Source organism: Streptomyces sp. NPDC030165, assembly GCF_055573595.1.
On sequence record NZ_JBVIBD010000018.1, the window covers coordinates 15306 to 30503 of the forward strand.

17 protein-coding genes and 1 tRNA gene are annotated in these 15198 nt (G+C 71.8%); 9 read left to right on the plus strand and 9 right to left on the minus strand.

The features are described from left to right. Positions 1-4 precede the first annotated feature (4 nt). From def to ACZ4Z1_RS29335, 4 genes are all read right to left on the minus strand, one after another. A complete protein-coding gene (gene def / locus ACZ4Z1_RS29320; RefSeq protein ID WP_468489657.1) occupies positions 5-646 on the minus strand; it encodes a peptide deformylase in 642 nt (213 codons plus the stop codon). Positions 647-800: 154 nt separating this feature from the next. Then, positions 801-1787, minus strand: coding sequence for a tetratricopeptide repeat protein (locus ACZ4Z1_RS29325; RefSeq protein ID WP_031001132.1), 987 nt, complete (start codon positions 1785-1787; stop codon positions 801-803). An 801-nt stretch (positions 1788-2588) separates the two neighbouring features. Beyond that, complete coding sequence (gene rsrA / locus ACZ4Z1_RS29330; RefSeq protein WP_468489658.1) at positions 2589-2996, minus strand: mycothiol system anti-sigma-R factor; 408 nt, start codon at positions 2994-2996, stop codon at positions 2589-2591. After that, a complete protein-coding gene (locus tag ACZ4Z1_RS29335) occupies positions 2993-3691 on the minus strand; it encodes a sigma-70 family RNA polymerase sigma factor (RefSeq protein ID WP_468489797.1) in 699 nt (232 codons plus the stop codon). Before ACZ4Z1_RS29335 ends, rsrA begins: the two co-directional genes overlap by 4 nt. Before the next feature lie 346 nt (positions 3692-4037). Between ACZ4Z1_RS29335 and ACZ4Z1_RS29340 the strand changes: the two genes are divergently transcribed. Continuing rightward, the gene (locus tag ACZ4Z1_RS29340) at positions 4038-4631 is read left to right on the plus strand and encodes a helix-turn-helix domain-containing protein (protein WP_468489659.1); all 594 of its coding nucleotides are present in this window, start codon (positions 4038-4040) and stop codon (positions 4629-4631) included. Between the two features lie 42 nt (positions 4632-4673). Here the strand turns inward: ACZ4Z1_RS29340 and ACZ4Z1_RS29345 are convergent, their stop codons facing one another. Together ACZ4Z1_RS29345 and ACZ4Z1_RS29350 are read right to left on the minus strand one after the other, a co-directional pair. Next, positions 4674-5300 carry an alpha/beta hydrolase family protein gene (locus ACZ4Z1_RS29345; protein WP_468489660.1) on the minus strand — a complete coding sequence of 209 codons (627 nt, stop codon included), beginning with the start codon at positions 5298-5300 and terminating at the stop codon, positions 4674-4676. Between the two features lie 91 nt (positions 5301-5391). Beyond that, positions 5392-6210, minus strand: coding sequence for an SOS response-associated peptidase (locus tag ACZ4Z1_RS29350; RefSeq protein ID WP_468489661.1), 819 nt, complete (start codon positions 6208-6210; stop codon positions 5392-5394). Between the two features lie 35 nt (positions 6211-6245). Here ACZ4Z1_RS29350 and ACZ4Z1_RS29355 point away from each other — a divergent pair, with 35 nt between their 5' ends. From ACZ4Z1_RS29355 to ACZ4Z1_RS29370, 4 genes are all read left to right on the plus strand, one after another. Next, positions 6246-6959, plus strand: a complete 714-nt coding sequence (locus tag ACZ4Z1_RS29355; protein ID WP_468489662.1) for a M50 family metallopeptidase — start codon at positions 6246-6248, stop codon at positions 6957-6959. Positions 6960-7248: 289 nt separating this feature from the next. Continuing rightward, positions 7249-8616, plus strand: a complete 1368-nt coding sequence (gene aroA / locus ACZ4Z1_RS29360; RefSeq protein ID WP_468489663.1) for a 3-phosphoshikimate 1-carboxyvinyltransferase — start codon at positions 7249-7251, stop codon at positions 8614-8616. 13 nt (positions 8617-8629) lie between these two features. Next, positions 8630-9637, plus strand: a complete 1008-nt coding sequence (gene rsgA, locus ACZ4Z1_RS29365) for a ribosome small subunit-dependent GTPase A (protein WP_468489664.1) — start codon at positions 8630-8632, stop codon at positions 9635-9637. Positions 9638-9727: 90 nt separating this feature from the next. After that, positions 9728-10051 carry a DMT family transporter gene (locus ACZ4Z1_RS29370; protein WP_468489665.1) on the plus strand — a complete coding sequence of 108 codons (324 nt, stop codon included), beginning with the start codon at positions 9728-9730 and terminating at the stop codon, positions 10049-10051. Between the two features lie 29 nt (positions 10052-10080). Here the strand turns inward: ACZ4Z1_RS29370 and ACZ4Z1_RS29375 are convergent, their stop codons facing one another. Then, entirely contained in the window at positions 10081-10731 is a 651-nt protein-coding gene (locus ACZ4Z1_RS29375; RefSeq protein ID WP_468489666.1) for a TetR/AcrR family transcriptional regulator, read from the minus strand. 141 nt (positions 10732-10872) lie between these two features. On the opposite strand from ACZ4Z1_RS29375, the gene hisN reads away from it, so the two are divergent. Both hisN and ACZ4Z1_RS29385 read left to right on the plus strand, forming a co-directional pair. Beyond that, entirely contained in the window at positions 10873-11676 is an 804-nt protein-coding gene (gene hisN, locus ACZ4Z1_RS29380; protein WP_398349979.1) for a histidinol-phosphatase, read from the plus strand. Positions 11677-11865: 189 nt separating this feature from the next. After that, positions 11866-12279, plus strand: a complete 414-nt coding sequence (locus ACZ4Z1_RS29385) for a CBS domain-containing protein (protein WP_468489798.1) — start codon at positions 11866-11868, stop codon at positions 12277-12279. A gap of 220 nt (positions 12280-12499) precedes the next feature. Here ACZ4Z1_RS29385 and ACZ4Z1_RS29390 read toward each other — a convergent pair whose 3' ends face one another. Next, entirely contained in the window at positions 12500-13981 is a 1482-nt protein-coding gene (locus tag ACZ4Z1_RS29390; RefSeq protein WP_468489667.1) for a catalase, read from the minus strand. A gap of 138 nt (positions 13982-14119) precedes the next feature. Here ACZ4Z1_RS29390 and ACZ4Z1_RS29395 point away from each other — a divergent pair, with 138 nt between their 5' ends. Beyond that, entirely contained in the window at positions 14120-14539 is a 420-nt protein-coding gene (locus tag ACZ4Z1_RS29395; protein ID WP_468489668.1) for a Fur family transcriptional regulator, read from the plus strand. Between the two features lie 143 nt (positions 14540-14682). Beyond that, positions 14683-14931 (plus strand): hypothetical protein, encoded by a 249-nt coding sequence (locus ACZ4Z1_RS29400; protein ID WP_468489669.1) that lies wholly within the window; start codon positions 14683-14685, stop codon positions 14929-14931. Positions 14932-15004: 73 nt separating this feature from the next. Here ACZ4Z1_RS29400 and ACZ4Z1_RS29405 read toward each other — a convergent pair. Beyond that, a tRNA-Met gene (locus ACZ4Z1_RS29405) sits at positions 15005-15078 on the minus strand. Positions 15079-15198 lie beyond the last annotated feature (120 nt).

A 15198-nucleotide genomic window follows, 5' to 3' on the forward strand; every position in this document is an offset into this window, starting at 1 on the left:
CGGCTCAGTCGTTGGCCACGACGGGGTAGCGCGGCTCGCGCTCGGCCATCTGCTTCAGCGCATCCTTGCGGTCGCGCTTGGAGAGCCGGTCGATGTACAGGTAGCCGTACAGGTGGTCGGTCTCGTGCTGGAGGCAGCGCGCGAAGTAGCCGGTGCCCCGGACCACGATCGGGTTGCCCTCGGCGTCCTGGCCGCGGACGACCGCGTAGTCCGGGCGGGCCAGCTCCGCGTACGCGCCGGGCACCGACAGGCAGCCCTCGTTCGAGTCGTCCAGCACCCGCCGCTCGACCGGCAGGTCGTCCAGGACCGGGTTGCAGACCACGCCGACGTGCCGTACGCCCTCGTCGTCCATGCAGTCGTACACGAAGACCTTCAGGTCCACGCCGATCTGGTTGGCGGCCAGGCCCACGCCCTCGGCCGTGCGCTGGCTGGCGAACATGTCGTCGATGAGCTGGGCGAGCTTGTCGTCGAACTCGGTGACGTCCTTGCACTCCTTGTGCAGCACCGGGTTGCCGACGACGGTGATCGGGCGGGACGTGCCGCGCTCGCGGTGCGCCTCCTCCCGCTCCGCCGCGCCGGTGACGTCGTCGACGAAGCCCTCCGCCGCCCGCTCCTCGTTGTGGTCAAAAACAGGCTGTTGCGCCATGTCCGCCGTACGCCTTCCTGGAAACCCGAAATCTTCGCCCTCCAGCCTACGCGGGGCGTCCTGCGGGCTCTCGGAGACCGCGTCCGGTTTGCCACCGGAGGCCGGGAGCGCGGGGCGCCGTGCGCCGGCGGGGGCGCTGTCCGGGCGCCGGCCGTCAGCAGACCTCTTCGAGGTCCCGCCACTCGCGGGTGTCCGGGCTGTCGGCCACCCAGCCGTCCAGCAGGCCGCGCACCAGCCCGGCGGGGGCCGCGATGCCGCACTCGCGCTCCGGCACCCACAGCGAGCCGGAGCCGGCCGTACGGTGGCCCAGCGGGCCCGGGTGGCCCGGTTCGCTGTGGTCGTGCGGGTCCAGGTGCTCGCCCTCGCCCTCGTCGCTGGGCATCCGGCTCTCCGAGCACGTACGGCACAGCAGGCGGACGGACGACGACCAGTCCTCGGCGGCGAAGCCCGCGTCGGCGGCCAGCCGCTCCAGGGCGTCCCGGTCGGCCTCCGTGGCGGCCTCCAGGAGCACCACCCAGGTCGGCACCGGCGACGGCGCCCACAGCTCGATCTCGTCGAACACCGGGAAGGACGGTCCGGCCGCGGTCGTCCGTTCGCCGTTCGGCACGCCGTCGTGCAGCACCACCTCGCCCCAGCGCCGCCCGGAGGACGGCAGCGGGATGGAGAGCACCTCGATACGGGCCGGGTCCAGCCGGCGGCCCCAGACCACCTCGGCCTCGCCCTCGGGCGAGAGGCGCACGGCGGCGCTGCCCAGTTCCATGCCGACCGGTTCGGCGGACGGCGAACCCTCGCCGGGGACCTTCAGGCCGTACGCCTGCCAGGCCCGCCGGGCCAGCGGCCAGTCCTGCAGGGCGGTGGCCGCGATGCCCACGTTCCACCAGTCGGGCGCCCCGGCCTCGCGGTCCAGCAGGGCGACCGCGCGCAGTCCGGCGGCGCGCGCCTGCTCCCAGTCGTGCCGGAACTTGTGCAGCAGCGCGAGGTTGAACCAGGACTCCGACAGCCACGGCTCCATGTCGGCCGCCCGCGTCAGCAGCGCGCCCGCGTCCTCGTAACGGCCGTCACCGATCAGCGTGAAAGCGCGGTCGGTCGCCTGCCGCCACGAGGCGGAGGGCCGGTGCCGTACCTTGCCGAAGATCTTCACGATTCCCGCCTGCTGGTTGCTTCCTGGATGCCGCCCCGGACGGTGTCCAGGACGGAGGCCGGGGGCCGCATGAGGGCCCACTCGACAACCTGCCACAGATTGCCGCCGGGCTCAGCCCGGTTGCCGCGCCACCCGCGGCCCGCCACCGACCCCCTCACCGGCTCCTTGCCTTTCGCCGACCCCCTGAATCCCCGTTCGTGGGGGTTCCTTCGCATCCAACCATGCCCATCTCCGGGGCCGCTCATTACCCATCGGTTCCATGACCTTGCGCGGGCCTTTGCGTGGATCTGTACGGGGATCCGGGCGGGGCTGCCGGGGCCGGGTGCCCTCCGGCTGGATGGCTCTTCCGGGGGACCGCCGTCCGGTTCTTGTACGGTCCGGTTCTGCTCGGTCCTGGTCTGTACGGCCCGGTTCGCGCCCGTCACGCCGTCCCGGCTTGTCGCAGTGTTCCGGCCCGTATGGGCCCCAGTGCCCACGGCAGGCCTCAGCGCGGCCCCCGACGGGCGTGGCCGGCAGAACGCGCCCGGCGCCGCAACGTGCCGCCGGCGAACGGCGGTTGCCGGCAGGCGACAGCGAATCCGGTGGCCGGGGACGGTGTGCGGACGTGACCGGCGGCGGGCAACGGTACGGCCGCGTACGTCGGATGGGCCCTCAGGGCCGTGTCAGCGGCCCGCGTCCGCCGTGCGGAATCGAACCCTTGCGGGACGGCGAGTCAGTGGATCGGGCGGGACGAACCGTCCCGCCCCTCACCCCTTGGGGTGATACGCCGCGATATGCAGCGATACGCAACGAAACGCAGCGCTATTCGGCCCGCGCGGTCTCACCACGCGCGTCGAGCGTGGTGTCCGAGCCGGGCCCGGACGCCTGCTCGGGGGCCTTGGCGGCCGCGGCCGCACGGGCCTCCGCCTGCTCCTGCTTGGCCTGTTCGAGCACGCTCTGCTCGGGCACCGCCTCGCCCGCGCGGATCAGGTCGATCCGGCCCATCACCTTCGACCGCAGGTCGACCGGGACGTCGTCGTGACCGCAGCAGCGCTTGACGAGCTTCTTGACGGCCTGCTCCAGCCCGTACTTCTCCAGGCAGGGCGAGCATTCGTCGAAGTGCTCCTGGAACTTCTCGCACTCACCGGCCGGCATCTCCCGGTCGAGGTACTCGTACAGGTGGTCGAGGACCTCTGAGCAGTCCTTCTCGTGCGGCTCTCCGCAGCTCATGATCCCGAGCCTTTCCGATCGTGCGGCTGCGACGACTGCGCGGTCGCAGCGCCTGCCCCGGCGGGGACCAGCCCACGCTCACGGGCGTAATCCTCCAGCATGCCGCGCAGTTGGCGCCGGCCGCGGTGCAGCCGGGACATCACCGTGCCGATGGGTGTACCCATGATGTCGGCGATCTCCTTGTACGCAAAGCCCTCGACGTCCGCCAGATAGACGGCGATGCGGAACTCCTCCGGGATGGCCTGAAGGGCCGCCTTCACGTCGGAGTCCGGCAGGTGGTCGAGGGCCTGGGACTCGGCGGAACGCAGGCCGGTCGACATGTGCGACTCGGCGCGTGCCAGCTGCCAGTCCTCGATCTCCTCGGCGGCACTGCGCTGGGGTTCGCGCTGCTTCTTGCGGTAGGAGTTGATGAAGGTGTTGGTGAGGATGCGGTACAGCCACGCCTTGAGGTTCGTTCCCTCACGGAACTGGTGGAAGGACGCATACGCCTTCGCATACGTCTCCTGAACCAGGTCCTCCGCATCGGCCGGGTTGCGCGTCATGCGCAGCGCGGCCGAATACATCTGGTCCAGGAAGGTGAGCGCGTCCCGCTCGAAGCGCGCGTTGCGCTCGGCGACCGTCTCCCGCTTCCCGTTGCCAGCGTGCTCCTCTGCCGTGCCGTCGGTCCCTGCGTCGGTACCGGTGACCGGACCCACCTCCTCCAACACCGTGACGGATCCGGACGCGGACCCGCTCGATTCGGAGAATAGACGACGATCCGGTACCGCCGCCGCTCCAGCCATGGCGGCCTGGGCGCCCCTCAGCTGTGACCACTGCAGGTCAGCGCCCTGCGGGCGGGCTGGGCAAGCGATTCCCATGCGGCGGACTCCACTTCTTCGAAGATTCCTTCAGCGTTCCTACAACCGGCACAACAGCCGCACCCCGCACGTCATTCCCGCGCCGCGTACCCGCCCCGTGAGCATGATCACGCCGGCCCGCGGACCGGGCCGGGACGCCCGGACAGCTCTTGACAAATGCGCTTGCCGGTTCGGCAATGAAGAGATGGACGACAAGACGTACGAACGGGTGCTGACGAACGTGGGACCGCGGCTGCGGCGGCTGCGGCAGGACAGGGGAGTCACGCTCACCGCCCTCTCGGAGACGACGGGCATCTCGGTGAGCACCCTCTCCCGCCTCGAATCGGGCGGCCGCAAGGCCACGCTCGAACTGCTGCTGCCGCTCGCCCAGGCCCACCAGGTGCCGCTGGACGAACTGGTCGGCGCGCCGGAGGTGGGCGATCCGCGGGTGCGCGCGGTGCCGCAGCGCCGGGCGCACATGACGTTCGTGCCGCTGACCCGGCAACCCGGCGGACTCCAGGCGTACAAGATGATCATCGATCCGGTGCCGGGCGAGCCCGACCAGCGGACCCACGAGGGCTACGAGTGGCTGTACGTCCTCTCCGGGCGGCTGCGGCTGCTGCTCGCCGACCGGGACGTGGTACTGCGGTCCGGCGAGGCCGCGGAGTTCGACACCCGGCTGCCGCACTGGTTCGGCCCGGCGGGCGGCGAGCCGGTGGAGCTGCTCAGCCTCTTCGGGCGGCAGGGCGAGCGGATGCACGTACGCGCCCGGCCCCGCGGCAGGGACAAGGAGGACTGAGGAGGACTGAGGAGGGCGTCCGGCCGGCGGGGTTCCGCCGGGTCAGGCGAACAGCTCGTCCAGCCACTGCCCCACGGCGTCCGTGATCACGGCCATCGCCGCCGGCTCGTCGAGGTCCGCCTTCTTCGGTACGGCGAAACCGTGGTCCCCGTACGGCACCTCGGTGATACGGGTGCCCTCCGGGAACTCAGGCGGCCGCCCGAACGGGTCACGGCCGCCCTGCACCACCAGCGTCGGCAGCCCGGCCCCGGTCAGCTCGTCCGCGCGGGACTTCTCCGGCTTGCCCGGCGGGTGCAGCGGAAAGCTCAATGCCAGTACGCCGTGCGCGCCCAGGCCGCGCGCCGTACGGCAGGCCACTCGCGCCCCCGCGCTGCGTCCGCCCGCGACGACCGGCAGGCCGGGCTTCTCCACCGCGGGCCACAGCGCGGTCCAGGCCGTGTCCAGCGTCTTGGGGGCGGGCGCCAGCTTCTTGCCGGCCACCCGCCACGGCTGCTCGACCAGCGCCACGGTGTAGCCGCGCGCGGGCAGCTCCGCCGCCAGCGCGCGCAGATCGCGCGCCTTGATCCCGCCGCCGGCGCCGTGGCTGACGGCGAGGACGGCCCGCGCGTCCTGCGCCAGGTGCCAGGTGATGCGCGCCTCACCCACAGGGGTCTCAACTGTTTCGCTCACGGGATCATCCTGCCGTCCCGCCCGCCCGGAGCGGCGCCGGGGCGCGCGGCGGACCGGGCGGACGCGCGGGAGCGGACGGGCGCCCCGCGCGTCAGAACAGCGTGCCCGCCTCCGGCGCCGCCAGCTCCTTGACCAGCTCGGGACCGTTGTTGCGGACGTTGCTCACCTCGGTCGGCACCGGGTACGCGCGCATCAGCCCGGCGGGCGGCGGCGCGAGCAGCGGCAGCAGGTCGGCCACGTCCGTACGGGCCGGGTCGAGCCAGGCGTCCCACTTGTCGGGTGTCATGACCAGCGGCATCCGGGGGTGGATGTCGGCGAGCGCCTGCGGGCCCTCGCCGCCGTCCGCGTTCGCCAGCGGGGTGGTCTCGGCCTCGGTGGTGACGATCGTGCAGGTCACCCACCAGGCCTGCGGGTGGTCGTCGGGCAGGGTCCGGTCGCGCCAGAACTCGTACAGCCCGGCGAGCGCCATCACCTGGCCGTCCGCCGGCGTGACGAAGTACGGCTGTTTGCGGGGCCGCTTCTTCTTCCCCTGCTCCTCCAGCTGCCGTTCGGCCGCGGCGGTGACCCACTCGTAGTAGCCGTCGCCGGGCAGCAGGCAGCGGCGGGCCGCGAACGGCCGCCGGAACGAGGGCTTCTCGTGCACGGTCTCCGCCCGAGCGTTGATCATCTTCACGCCGACATCGGACGATTTCGCCCAGGACGGGACCAGTCCCCAGGTCAGTCTGCGCAGCTGGCGAACCGGACGACGGTCTTCCGCGTCTTTAAGGGGACGTTCGAGCACGGCGTGGACGTTCTTCGTCGGGGCGATGTTCCAGTCGGGCGCCAGGGTCTCCTCCGGCTCCCACTTCTCGACCTCGAAGAGCCCCGCCAGATCCTCGGGGCTGCGACTCGCTGCATACCGTCCGCACATGTATGCCACAGTGCCACGCCACACCAAGGGGAGAGATGGACACCGGTCATATCACCGACGTATGGGACAGGGTTTTCGGCATCCAGCCCGACCCGCCGCCCTGGCTCGTCATCGTCACCGCGGTGCTCGCCCTCGGCGCCATCGCCCCGTACCGCGCCTGGCGGCTGTCCCGCAACGCCATCACCATCGCCCACGAGGGCGGCCACGGGCTCGTCGCCCTGCTCAGCGGCCGACGGCTGTCCGGCATCCGGCTGCACTCGGACACCTCGGGACTGACGGTCTCGCGCGGCAGGCCGACCGGCCCCGGCATGGTCCTCACCGCGGCCGCCGGATACGTCACGCCGTCCCTGCTGGGCCTCCTGGGCGCCTGGCTGCTGGCCTCCGGGCACATCACGGCGCTGCTGTGGGGCGCCACCGCGCTGCTCGCCGCGATGCTGCTGATGATCCGCAACGCGTACGGCGTGCTGACCGTCGTGCTCTCCGGGGCCGCCTTCTTTCTCGTCTCCTGGCTGACCACCCCCGACGTGCAGGCCGCGTTCGCGTACGCGGTGGTGTGGTTCCTGCTGCTGGGCGGCGTACGGCCGCCCTTCGAACTCCAGGGCAAGCGGCGCCGCGGCCGCGCCGGGGACTCCGACCCCGACCAGCTGGCCCGCCTCACCCGCGCACCGGCGGCCGTCTGGCTGGGGCTCTTCCACCTCGTGACGCTGGGCTCACTGGCGGGCGGCGGGCGCTGGCTGCTGGACCTGTGAGCCGGTACGGGCCGCGCGCCGGAGCCCACGCCGGGCCGCGCGCCTGCCCCCAGCCGGTACGAACCGCGCCCCGGCACCGCTCCCGGCGGTACCTGCCCTGGTCGGACGCCCGCTCCGCCCCGTACCGGCCGTACTCCGGCCCCCCCCCGCGGGACACGCCCCGGAGCACGAGAGCGGGAGCGCGGCGCCGGACAGTGACCCGGCCCGCACTATCAGTGCCGTGTTTCCTGCAGGTTGCGCCACTTTTGATCAAGATCTGCACCCCCGTCCAGCCATTAAAGTGAGGGACATGACCGAGAGCCCCGTGCATCCCGCCCTCTGGCCCGCCCCCGCCGCTGCCGGAGCGGTCGACGCCACCGTCACCGTGCCCGGCTCCAAATCGGTCACCAACCGTGGCCTCGTCCTCGCCGCCCTGTCCTCCGAACCCGGCTGGCTGCGCCGTCCGCTGCGCTCCCGGGACACCCTGCTGATGGCCGAGGCGCTGCGCACGATGGGCGTGGGCATCGAGGAGACCGCCCCCTCCAACGCCGCCTCGACGGCCGGCGCGGACGGCGGCGGCGGCGAGGCGTGGCGGGTGATCCCGGCCGGTCTGCGCGGCCCGGCCACCGTCGACGTCGGCAACGCCGGTACGGTCATGCGCTTCCTGCCCCCGGTCGCGGCCCTCGCCGACGGCGCCATCCGCTTCGACGGCGACCCGCGCTCCTACGAGCGCCCGCTCGACGGCGTGATCAACGCGCTGCGCTCGCTCGGCGCCCGGATCGACGACGACGGCCGCGGCGCGCTGCCCATGACGGTCTTCGGCGGCGGCGCCCTGGAGGGCGGTGCCGTGGAGATCGACGCCTCCTCCTCGTCCCAGTTCGTCAGCGCGCTGCTGCTGTCCGCGCCGCGCTTCAACCAGGGCGTCGAGGTCCGGCACGTCGGCGCGGCGCTGCCCTCGATGCCGCACATCCGGATGACCGTCGACATGCTGCGCAGCGTCGGCGCCCAGGTGGACACCCCCGAGTCCGGCGGCGAGCCGAACGTCTGGCGGGTCACCCCCGGCGCCCTGCTCGGCCGCGACCTGATCGTCGAGCCGGACCTGTCCAACGCCCAGCCGTTCCTGGCGGCGGCGCTGGTCACCGGCGGACGGGTCACCATCCCCGACTGGCCCGAGCGCACCACCCAGCCCGGTGACGCGCTGCGTGAGATCTTCACCGCCATGGGCGGTTCCTGCGAACTGACCGAGCGCGGCCTGACCTTCACCGGCACCGGCCGTATCCACGGCATCGACGTGGACCTGAGCGAGGTCGGCGAGCTGACCCCGGGCATCGCCGCGGTGGCCGCCCTCGCCGACTCCCCCTCCACCCTGCGCGGCGTCGCCCACCTGCGCCTCCACGAGACCGACCGGCTGGCGGCGCTCACCAAGGAGATCAACGAGCTGGGCGGCGACGTCACGGAGACCGAGGACGGCCTGCACATCCGGCCGCGGCCGCTGCACGGCGGCGTCTTCCATACGTACGAGGACCACCGGCTGGCCACCGCCGCCGCGGTCATCGGCCTGGCCGTACCGGGCGTACAGGTCGAGAACGTGGCGACGACCGCCAAGACGCTCCCCGACTTCCCCGCCCTGTGGACCGGGATGCTCGGCGAAGCGGCGGCCCCCGCCGGGAGAGGCTGAGGCTCCTTCGACCATGCGCCGCTACGGCAAGAACCCCGACGAGGACGACATCCGCGTCCGCCCCAACCGCAAGGGCAACCGCCCCCGCACGAACATCCGGCCCAAACACGAGGACGCCAGCGAGGGCCTGGTCCTGACCGTCGACCGGGGCCGGACCACCTGCCTCATCGAGGACCGCACGGTCATCGCGATGAAGGCCCGCGAACTGGGCCGCAAGTCCGTCGTCGTCGGCGACCGGGTCGCGGTCGTCGGCGATCTGTCCGGCGCCAAGGACACCCTCGCGCGGATCGTCCGGGTCGAACCGCGCAGCTCGACCCTGCGGCGTACGGCGGACGACGACGACCCGTTCGAGCGGGTGGTCGTCGCCAACGCCGACCAGCTCGCGATCGTCACCGCGCTCGCCGACCCGGAGCCGCGGCCGCGGCTGATCGACCGCTGTCTGGTCGCCGCGTACGACGCGGGCCTGGACCCGCTGCTGGTCCTGACCAAGTCCGACCTCGCCTCCGCCGACAAGCTCCTGGAGTCCTACGGCGCGCTCGGCGTCCCGTACCTCGTCACCAACCGCGACGAACTCACCGACGGCACCGCCGCCGACCGGGTCCGGGAGCGGCTGCGCGGCCACATGACCGCCTTCGTCGGGCACTCCGGTGTCGGCAAGACCACCCTCGTCAACGCGCTGGTGCCGGACCGCAAGCGGGCCACCGGGCACGTCAACGCGGTCACCGGACGCGGCCGGCACACCACGACCTCCGCGCTCGCCCTGCCTCTCCCCGACGATGCGGGCTGGGTCATCGACACCCCCGGCGTCCGCTCCTTCGGCCTCCACCACGTGGACCCGGCCCGGGTCGTCCTGGCCTTCCCCGACCTGGTTCCCGGCACCGCCGACTGCCCGCGCGCGTGCAGCCACGACGAGCCGGACTGCGCCCTGGACCAGTGGGTCGCCGACGGCCACGCGGACCCGGCGCGGCTGTACTCACTACGCCGCCTGCTGGCCACCAGGGAGCGACGCGAGGGGGACTGATCGCGCAAGTTTGCTGCCCCGCACCCGAGGTAAATGCATAATCACACCAAGGCTGGCGAAGCGGTCACGGACCGTACGGAGGCAATGGACATGGCGTGGCTGCTCGTCGTGGTGGCGGGGCTCCTGGAAACCGGGTTCGCAGTCTGCCTCAAGCTCTCGCACGGCTTCACCCGGCTCTGGCCCACCATCGCCTTCGCCTGCTTCGCCCTCGGCAGCTTCGGCCTGCTCACCCTCTCCCTGAAGAAACTCGACGTGGGCCCGGCCTACGCGGTCTGGACCGGCATCGGCGCCGCCGGCACCGCCATCTACGGCATGATCTTCCTCGGCGACCTCGTCTCCGTCCTCAAGCTGGTCTCCATCACCTTCGTCATCGTCGGCGTCATCGGCCTTCAGCTCTCGGGGTCGGCCCACTAGAAGTGCGGCCCCCCGCCCGCCCGTGGCGGTCAGGAGCGGTGGGCCGCGTGGGCGAAGGCCCGGTGGAGCTGGCGGGTGAGGTCTTCCGGTTCGGCGGGCGCGACGACGTACGACAGGGTGAGGCGGGCCGCGGTGGCGCACGCGGTGCCCAGTTCAGAAAGGCTCTCCTTGGGCCAGTCGGCCTCCAGCGCCGCCACCGCGCAGTCGCTGAACCTGCTCACCAGATCGGTCGGCCCCGGCGGAGGCCCGTCCGCGCGCGCCCCCGGCTGGCTGCCCGCGCCGCCGGGATGCACCCCGCGCCGTCCCGGCACTCCGGCCGCCGGGGCCGGCAGGCGCTCGCTCCAGCAGCCCGTCAGCGCCGCCCGTACCAGCGGATTGGTCCGCGCCGCCCGTACGGTCCACGCGGCGGCGGCCACCACCCGGTCCTCCACGTCACCGCCCGCCGCTCCCGGCACCGGGCCCGATTCCGCCAGGGCCCGGGTCACGCCGGCGATGTAGCCCTCGGTCTCCCGCCGCACCAGGGCCCTGGCCAGGCCTTCCTTGCTGCCGAACTCGTTGTAGAGGGTCTGCCGGGACACCCCGGCCTCGGCCGCGACATCGACCATCCGGACACCTGCCCACGGCCTGGCCGCGAGCGCCGCGTAAGCGGCGTCCAGCAGGGACTCACGCGCTGTAGGCATCGTCGCCTCCCAGGCCGCCGGCCCAGATGGCCGGTGTGCCGCACAGAATTGACTCGCCGCCAGAGGCTGTCAAGGGTCCGTACGCGCCGGGCAACCGGCGTCATGTGGCTCGCGCCGGAGACCAGTCGATACTGTTCGCACATGCCCGACTATCACGATGACCTCCGCCTCGGCCACGTCCTGGCGGACGCCGCCGACGCCGCGACCATGGAGCGGTTCAAGGCACTCGACCTCAAGGTCGAGACCAAACCGGACATGACTCCGGTGAGCGAGGCCGACAAGGCGGCCGAGGAACTGATCCGTGGTCATCTGCAGCGCGCCCGTCCGCGCGACGCCGTCCTGGGCGAGGAGTTCGGCAGCGAGGGCTCGGGCCCGCGCCGCTGGATCATCGACCCCATCGACGGGACGAAGAACTATGTGCGCGGCGTCCCGGTCTGGGCCACGCTCATCGCCCTGATGGAACGCGGCGAGGGCGGCGACCGCCCGGTGGTCGGCGTCGTCTCCGCACCCGCGCTCAACCGCCGCTGGTGGGCGGCGGAGGGCCTCGGCGCGTACACGGGCCGCAGCCTGACCTCCGCTTCCCGGCTCCAGGCCTCGCAGGTGGGCCGCATCCAGGACGCGTCGTTCGCGTACTCCTCCCTCACCGGCTGGGAGGAGCAGGGTCGGCTGCCCGGCTTCCTCGAACTGTCCCGGGACTGCTGGCGCACCCGCGGCTACGGCGACTTCTGGCCGTACATGATGGTCGCCGAAGGCTCGGTGGACATCTGCGCGGAGCCGGAGCTGTCGCTGTGGGACATGGCGGCCTGCGCCGTCGTCGTGCAGGAGTCGGGCGGCCGGTTCACCGGTCTGGACGGCGTGCCGGGCCCGCACAGCGGGAACGCCGCGGCCTCCAACGGCCTGCTGCACGAGGAGTTGCTCAACTACATCGGTGACGGGCGCCGCTGAGGTCCCGCCCGGCCCGAACCGGTATACGAACCGGCACCCGGGGGCGTGCGAACGGAAAGCGTCCGTTCCGCGCCCCTTGTTGCTCCCCCGGGTGCATGTGAACATGAGAACACCGAGGCTTGTGAACTTGTGAATCGATTCGCAAGGTGCGCTCCACAAGCGACAAGGAGGTGGCTCCATTCCATGCCCATGTACGTGCGCAACGCCATGAGCACGGTGGTCCTCACCATCGGGCCCGCCCACACCCTCCGCCAGGCAGCCCATCTGATGGCGGCGCGGCGCGTCGGCGCGGCCGTCGTCCTGGACACCGACACCAGCGGGCTCGGCATCCTCACCGAACGCGACATCCTCAACTCCCTGGGCGCCGGTCAGGACCCGGACCAGGAGGTCGCACAGGCCCACACGACCTCGGACGTGGTCTTCGCCGCTCCGGAGTGGACCCTCGACGAAGCCGCCACCGCCATGGTGCACGGCGGCTTCCGGCACCTCATCGTGCTCGACGACCTGGAACCGGTGGGCATCGTGTCGGTCCGCGACATCATCCGGTGCCGGGCCACGGTCCCGGAGCGGCACGCGGAACGGGTCAGCGCCGTACCGGCGTGACGCCACCCGCACGGAGGTGACGGTGGACGGGAGGCTGTACGGCGTCCCGTCCGCACCGGGACGCGGCAGTACGGCGGCCGGCGCGCACGGCGTGGTCGCACCGCGGCCGGCGTGCGGTCGTACGGCGTCCCCGCGCGCGGCCGTACGGTGTCCCGCGGGCACGCGAAGAGGCCGGAGCCCATTGGCGTCCGGCCTCTTCGGTGTTACGGCAAGGGATGGGTCAGCCGCGCAGGGCCTGGACCGCGGCCTCCAGCCGCTTGCCGTAGTCGGGGTCCGCCTTGCGGAAGTTCTCGATCGCGCGCTGGGCGATGTCGTCGCGCGAGACCTTCGAGATGAAGCCGGCCAGGTTGTCGACCAGGCGCTCCTTCTCCTCTTCCGTCATCAGGCGGTACAGGTTGCCGGCCTGCACGAAGTCGTTGTCCTCGGCGTGCGAGGGCGCTTCCGTCTCACCGGTCGTGCCGCTCACCGCGATCGGCTGCCACAGCGGGCGGTCGGTCTGCACCGGACCGTCGAAGCTGTTCGGCTCGTAGTTCTTCGCGCGGCCGTGGCGGCCGTCGTAGAGGTAGCCGTCGCGGCCGTGCGAGCGCGCGTCGGTGGCGTGCGGGCGGTTGACCGGCAGGTGGTCGGCGTTGATGCCGACGCGGTAGCGGTGGGCGTCCGCGTACGCGAACAGGCGGCCCTGGAGCATCTTGTCGGGCGAGGGGCCGATACCCGGCACGAAGTGGTGCGGGGAGAAGACGGACTGCTCGACCTCGGCGAAGACGTTCTCCGGGTTGCGGTTGAGCTCCAGCTTGCCGATCTCGATCGGCGGGTAGTCCGCGTGCGGCCAGACCTTGGTCAGGTCGAACGGGTTGAAGCGGTACGTCGCCGCGTCGGCGGCCGGCATGATCTGCACCTGGACGGTCCAGCTCGGGAACTCGCCGCGCTCGATCGACTCGCGCAGGTCGCGCTGGTGGCTGTCCGGGTCCTCACCGGCGAGCTTGGCGGCCTCGGCCGCGGTGAGGTTCTTGATACCCTGGTCGGTCTTGAAGTGGTACTTGACCCAGAAGACCTCGCCGGCCTCGTTGTTCCACTGGTAGGTGTGCGAGCCGAAGCCGTCCATGTGGCGGTAGGACGCCGGGATGCCGCGGTCACCGAAGAGCCAGGTCACCTGGTGGGTGGACTCGGGCGACAGGCCCCAGAAGTCCCAGACGTTGTCCGCCTCCTGCGAGCCGGTGTACGGGTCGCGCTTCTGGGTGTGGATGAAGTCGGGGAACTTGATGGCGTCCTTGATGAAGAACACCGGGGTGTTGTTGCCGACGAGGTCGTAGTTGCCCTCTTCGGTGTAGAACTTCAGCGCGAAGCCGCGCGGGTCGCGCACCGCGTCGGCGGAGCCGAGGTTGCCGGCGACCGTGGAGAACCGCAGGAAGGTCTCGGTCTGCTTGCCGACCTCGGAGAGGAACTTGGCGCGGGTGTACCGCGAGACGTCCGCGGTCACCGTGAACGTGCCGTACGCACCGGCGCCGCGGGCGTGCACCACGCGCTCCGGGATGCGCTCGCGGTTGAAGTGCGCGAGCTTCTCCAGCAGGAGCTGGTCCTGGATGAGTCCGGGGCCGCCGATGCCGGCCGTCTCGCTGTTCTGGTTGTCCGCGACCGGAGCCCCGGCCTCCGTGGTCAGCGGTCCGGTGCTGCTCTGTACCGACACGTGCGCCTCCTGAGTCATGAACCTGCCCTTGGCTTGCGCCGAAACCGATCCTACATTGGACAATGTCTAAGTCAAGAAGAACTGGAAACTCGTACCGAATCCGGTGATGGACGAGCCACTGCTACCCTGGCCTTATCTGACTGATAGGTGATTGGCATGAGTGACCTGCTGGAACGACTCCGGGGACGCGGCTGGCGGCTGACCGCGCAGCGACGCGTCGTCGCCGAGGTCCTCGACGGGGACCACGTCCACTACACCGCTGACGAAGTGCACGCGCGGGCGACCGAGCGCCTGCCGGAGATCTCGCGCGCGACCGTGTACAACACGCTCGGCGAGCTGGTCTCGCTCGGCGAGGTGATCGAGGTCAGCACGGACGGCCGCGCCAAGCGGTACGACCCCAACGCCCACCACGACCACCAGCACCTGGTGTGCTCGCGGTGCGGGACGATAAGGGACGTACACCTGGACAGCGACCCGCTCGCCGCGCTCCCGGTGCCGGAACGCTTCGGCTTCCAGGTCTCCGAGGTGTCGGTGACGTACCGGGGCATCTGCCCCAACTGCCACTCCCACACCTGAGCCCGGGCGCGACCACGCCGGTCCCGGACTACAGTCGCACCAGCCTGACGAAGAGCCCGCCCCGGCCGGCGGGCTCTTCGCCGTGCGTGCCCCCTTCCGCCAGCGCCCTCACCCTCCACCGGTATGTCCCGATGCATTCGGGTGTGGCAGTTTTCGCCCAGCCCACCGGGGCACCCAGGGCCCAGGAGGTGGTCACCGTGCCCGAGCCCGGCAGCAAGGACTACGACAAGCGCCGCGCCCGGCTCCGCAAGGACGCCGAGAACAGCGGTATCAGCGATCAGCAGGCCAACGAGGAAGCGAACGAGACCCTCCAGAACGAGGAGGGCCGGCACAGCCGGGGCCCGCGCACCGAGCGCGGCCGGGGCCCGAAGGGCGAACGTACCGGCGAATGACGCGCCGACGCCCCGCCCGTACGCCGACACGACGAAGGCCCGGATTCCTGGGAATCCGGGCCTTCGTCTTCAGTAGCGGGGACAGGATTTGAACCTGCGACCTCTGGGTTATGAGCCCAGCGAGCTACCGAGCTGCTCCACCCCGCGCCGTTGTGTGTCTACTGTAACCTCACCGCGACGACCAGCGCAAATCACGTTCCGTTGCCCTGTAGCCAGCGGCGTCCGTACGGCCGGGCGGCGGGCGGACCGCGCCGTACGGGGCAGGCC

Coding starts and splice junctions, on each gene's coding strand:
- def (WP_468489657.1), bottom strand. CDS start 646: ATGGCGCAACAGCCTGTTTTTGACCACAACGAGGAGCGGGCGGCGGAG.
- rsrA (WP_468489658.1), bottom strand. CDS start 2,996: ATGAGCTGCGGAGAGCCGCACGAGAAGGACTGCTCAGAGGTCCTCGAC.
- ACZ4Z1_RS29340 (WP_468489659.1), top strand. CDS start 4,038: ATGGACGACAAGACGTACGAACGGGTGCTGACGAACGTGGGACCGCGG.
- ACZ4Z1_RS29350 (WP_468489661.1), bottom strand. CDS start 6,210: ATGTGCGGACGGTATGCAGCGAGTCGCAGCCCCGAGGATCTGGCGGGG.
- ACZ4Z1_RS29355 (WP_468489662.1), top strand. CDS start 6,246: ATGGACACCGGTCATATCACCGACGTATGGGACAGGGTTTTCGGCATC.
- aroA (WP_468489663.1), top strand. CDS start 7,249: ATGACCGAGAGCCCCGTGCATCCCGCCCTCTGGCCCGCCCCCGCCGCT.
- rsgA (WP_468489664.1), top strand. CDS start 8,630: ATGCGCCGCTACGGCAAGAACCCCGACGAGGACGACATCCGCGTCCGC.
- ACZ4Z1_RS29370 (WP_468489665.1), top strand. CDS start 9,728: ATGGCGTGGCTGCTCGTCGTGGTGGCGGGGCTCCTGGAAACCGGGTTC.
- ACZ4Z1_RS29375 (WP_468489666.1), bottom strand. CDS start 10,731: ATGCCTACAGCGCGTGAGTCCCTGCTGGACGCCGCTTACGCGGCGCTC.
- hisN (WP_398349979.1), top strand. CDS start 10,873: ATGCCCGACTATCACGATGACCTCCGCCTCGGCCACGTCCTGGCGGAC.
- ACZ4Z1_RS29385 (WP_468489798.1), top strand. CDS start 11,866: ATGTACGTGCGCAACGCCATGAGCACGGTGGTCCTCACCATCGGGCCC.
- ACZ4Z1_RS29390 (WP_468489667.1), bottom strand. CDS start 13,981: ATGACTCAGGAGGCGCACGTGTCGGTACAGAGCAGCACCGGACCGCTG.
- ACZ4Z1_RS29395 (WP_468489668.1), top strand. CDS start 14,120: ATGAGTGACCTGCTGGAACGACTCCGGGGACGCGGCTGGCGGCTGACC.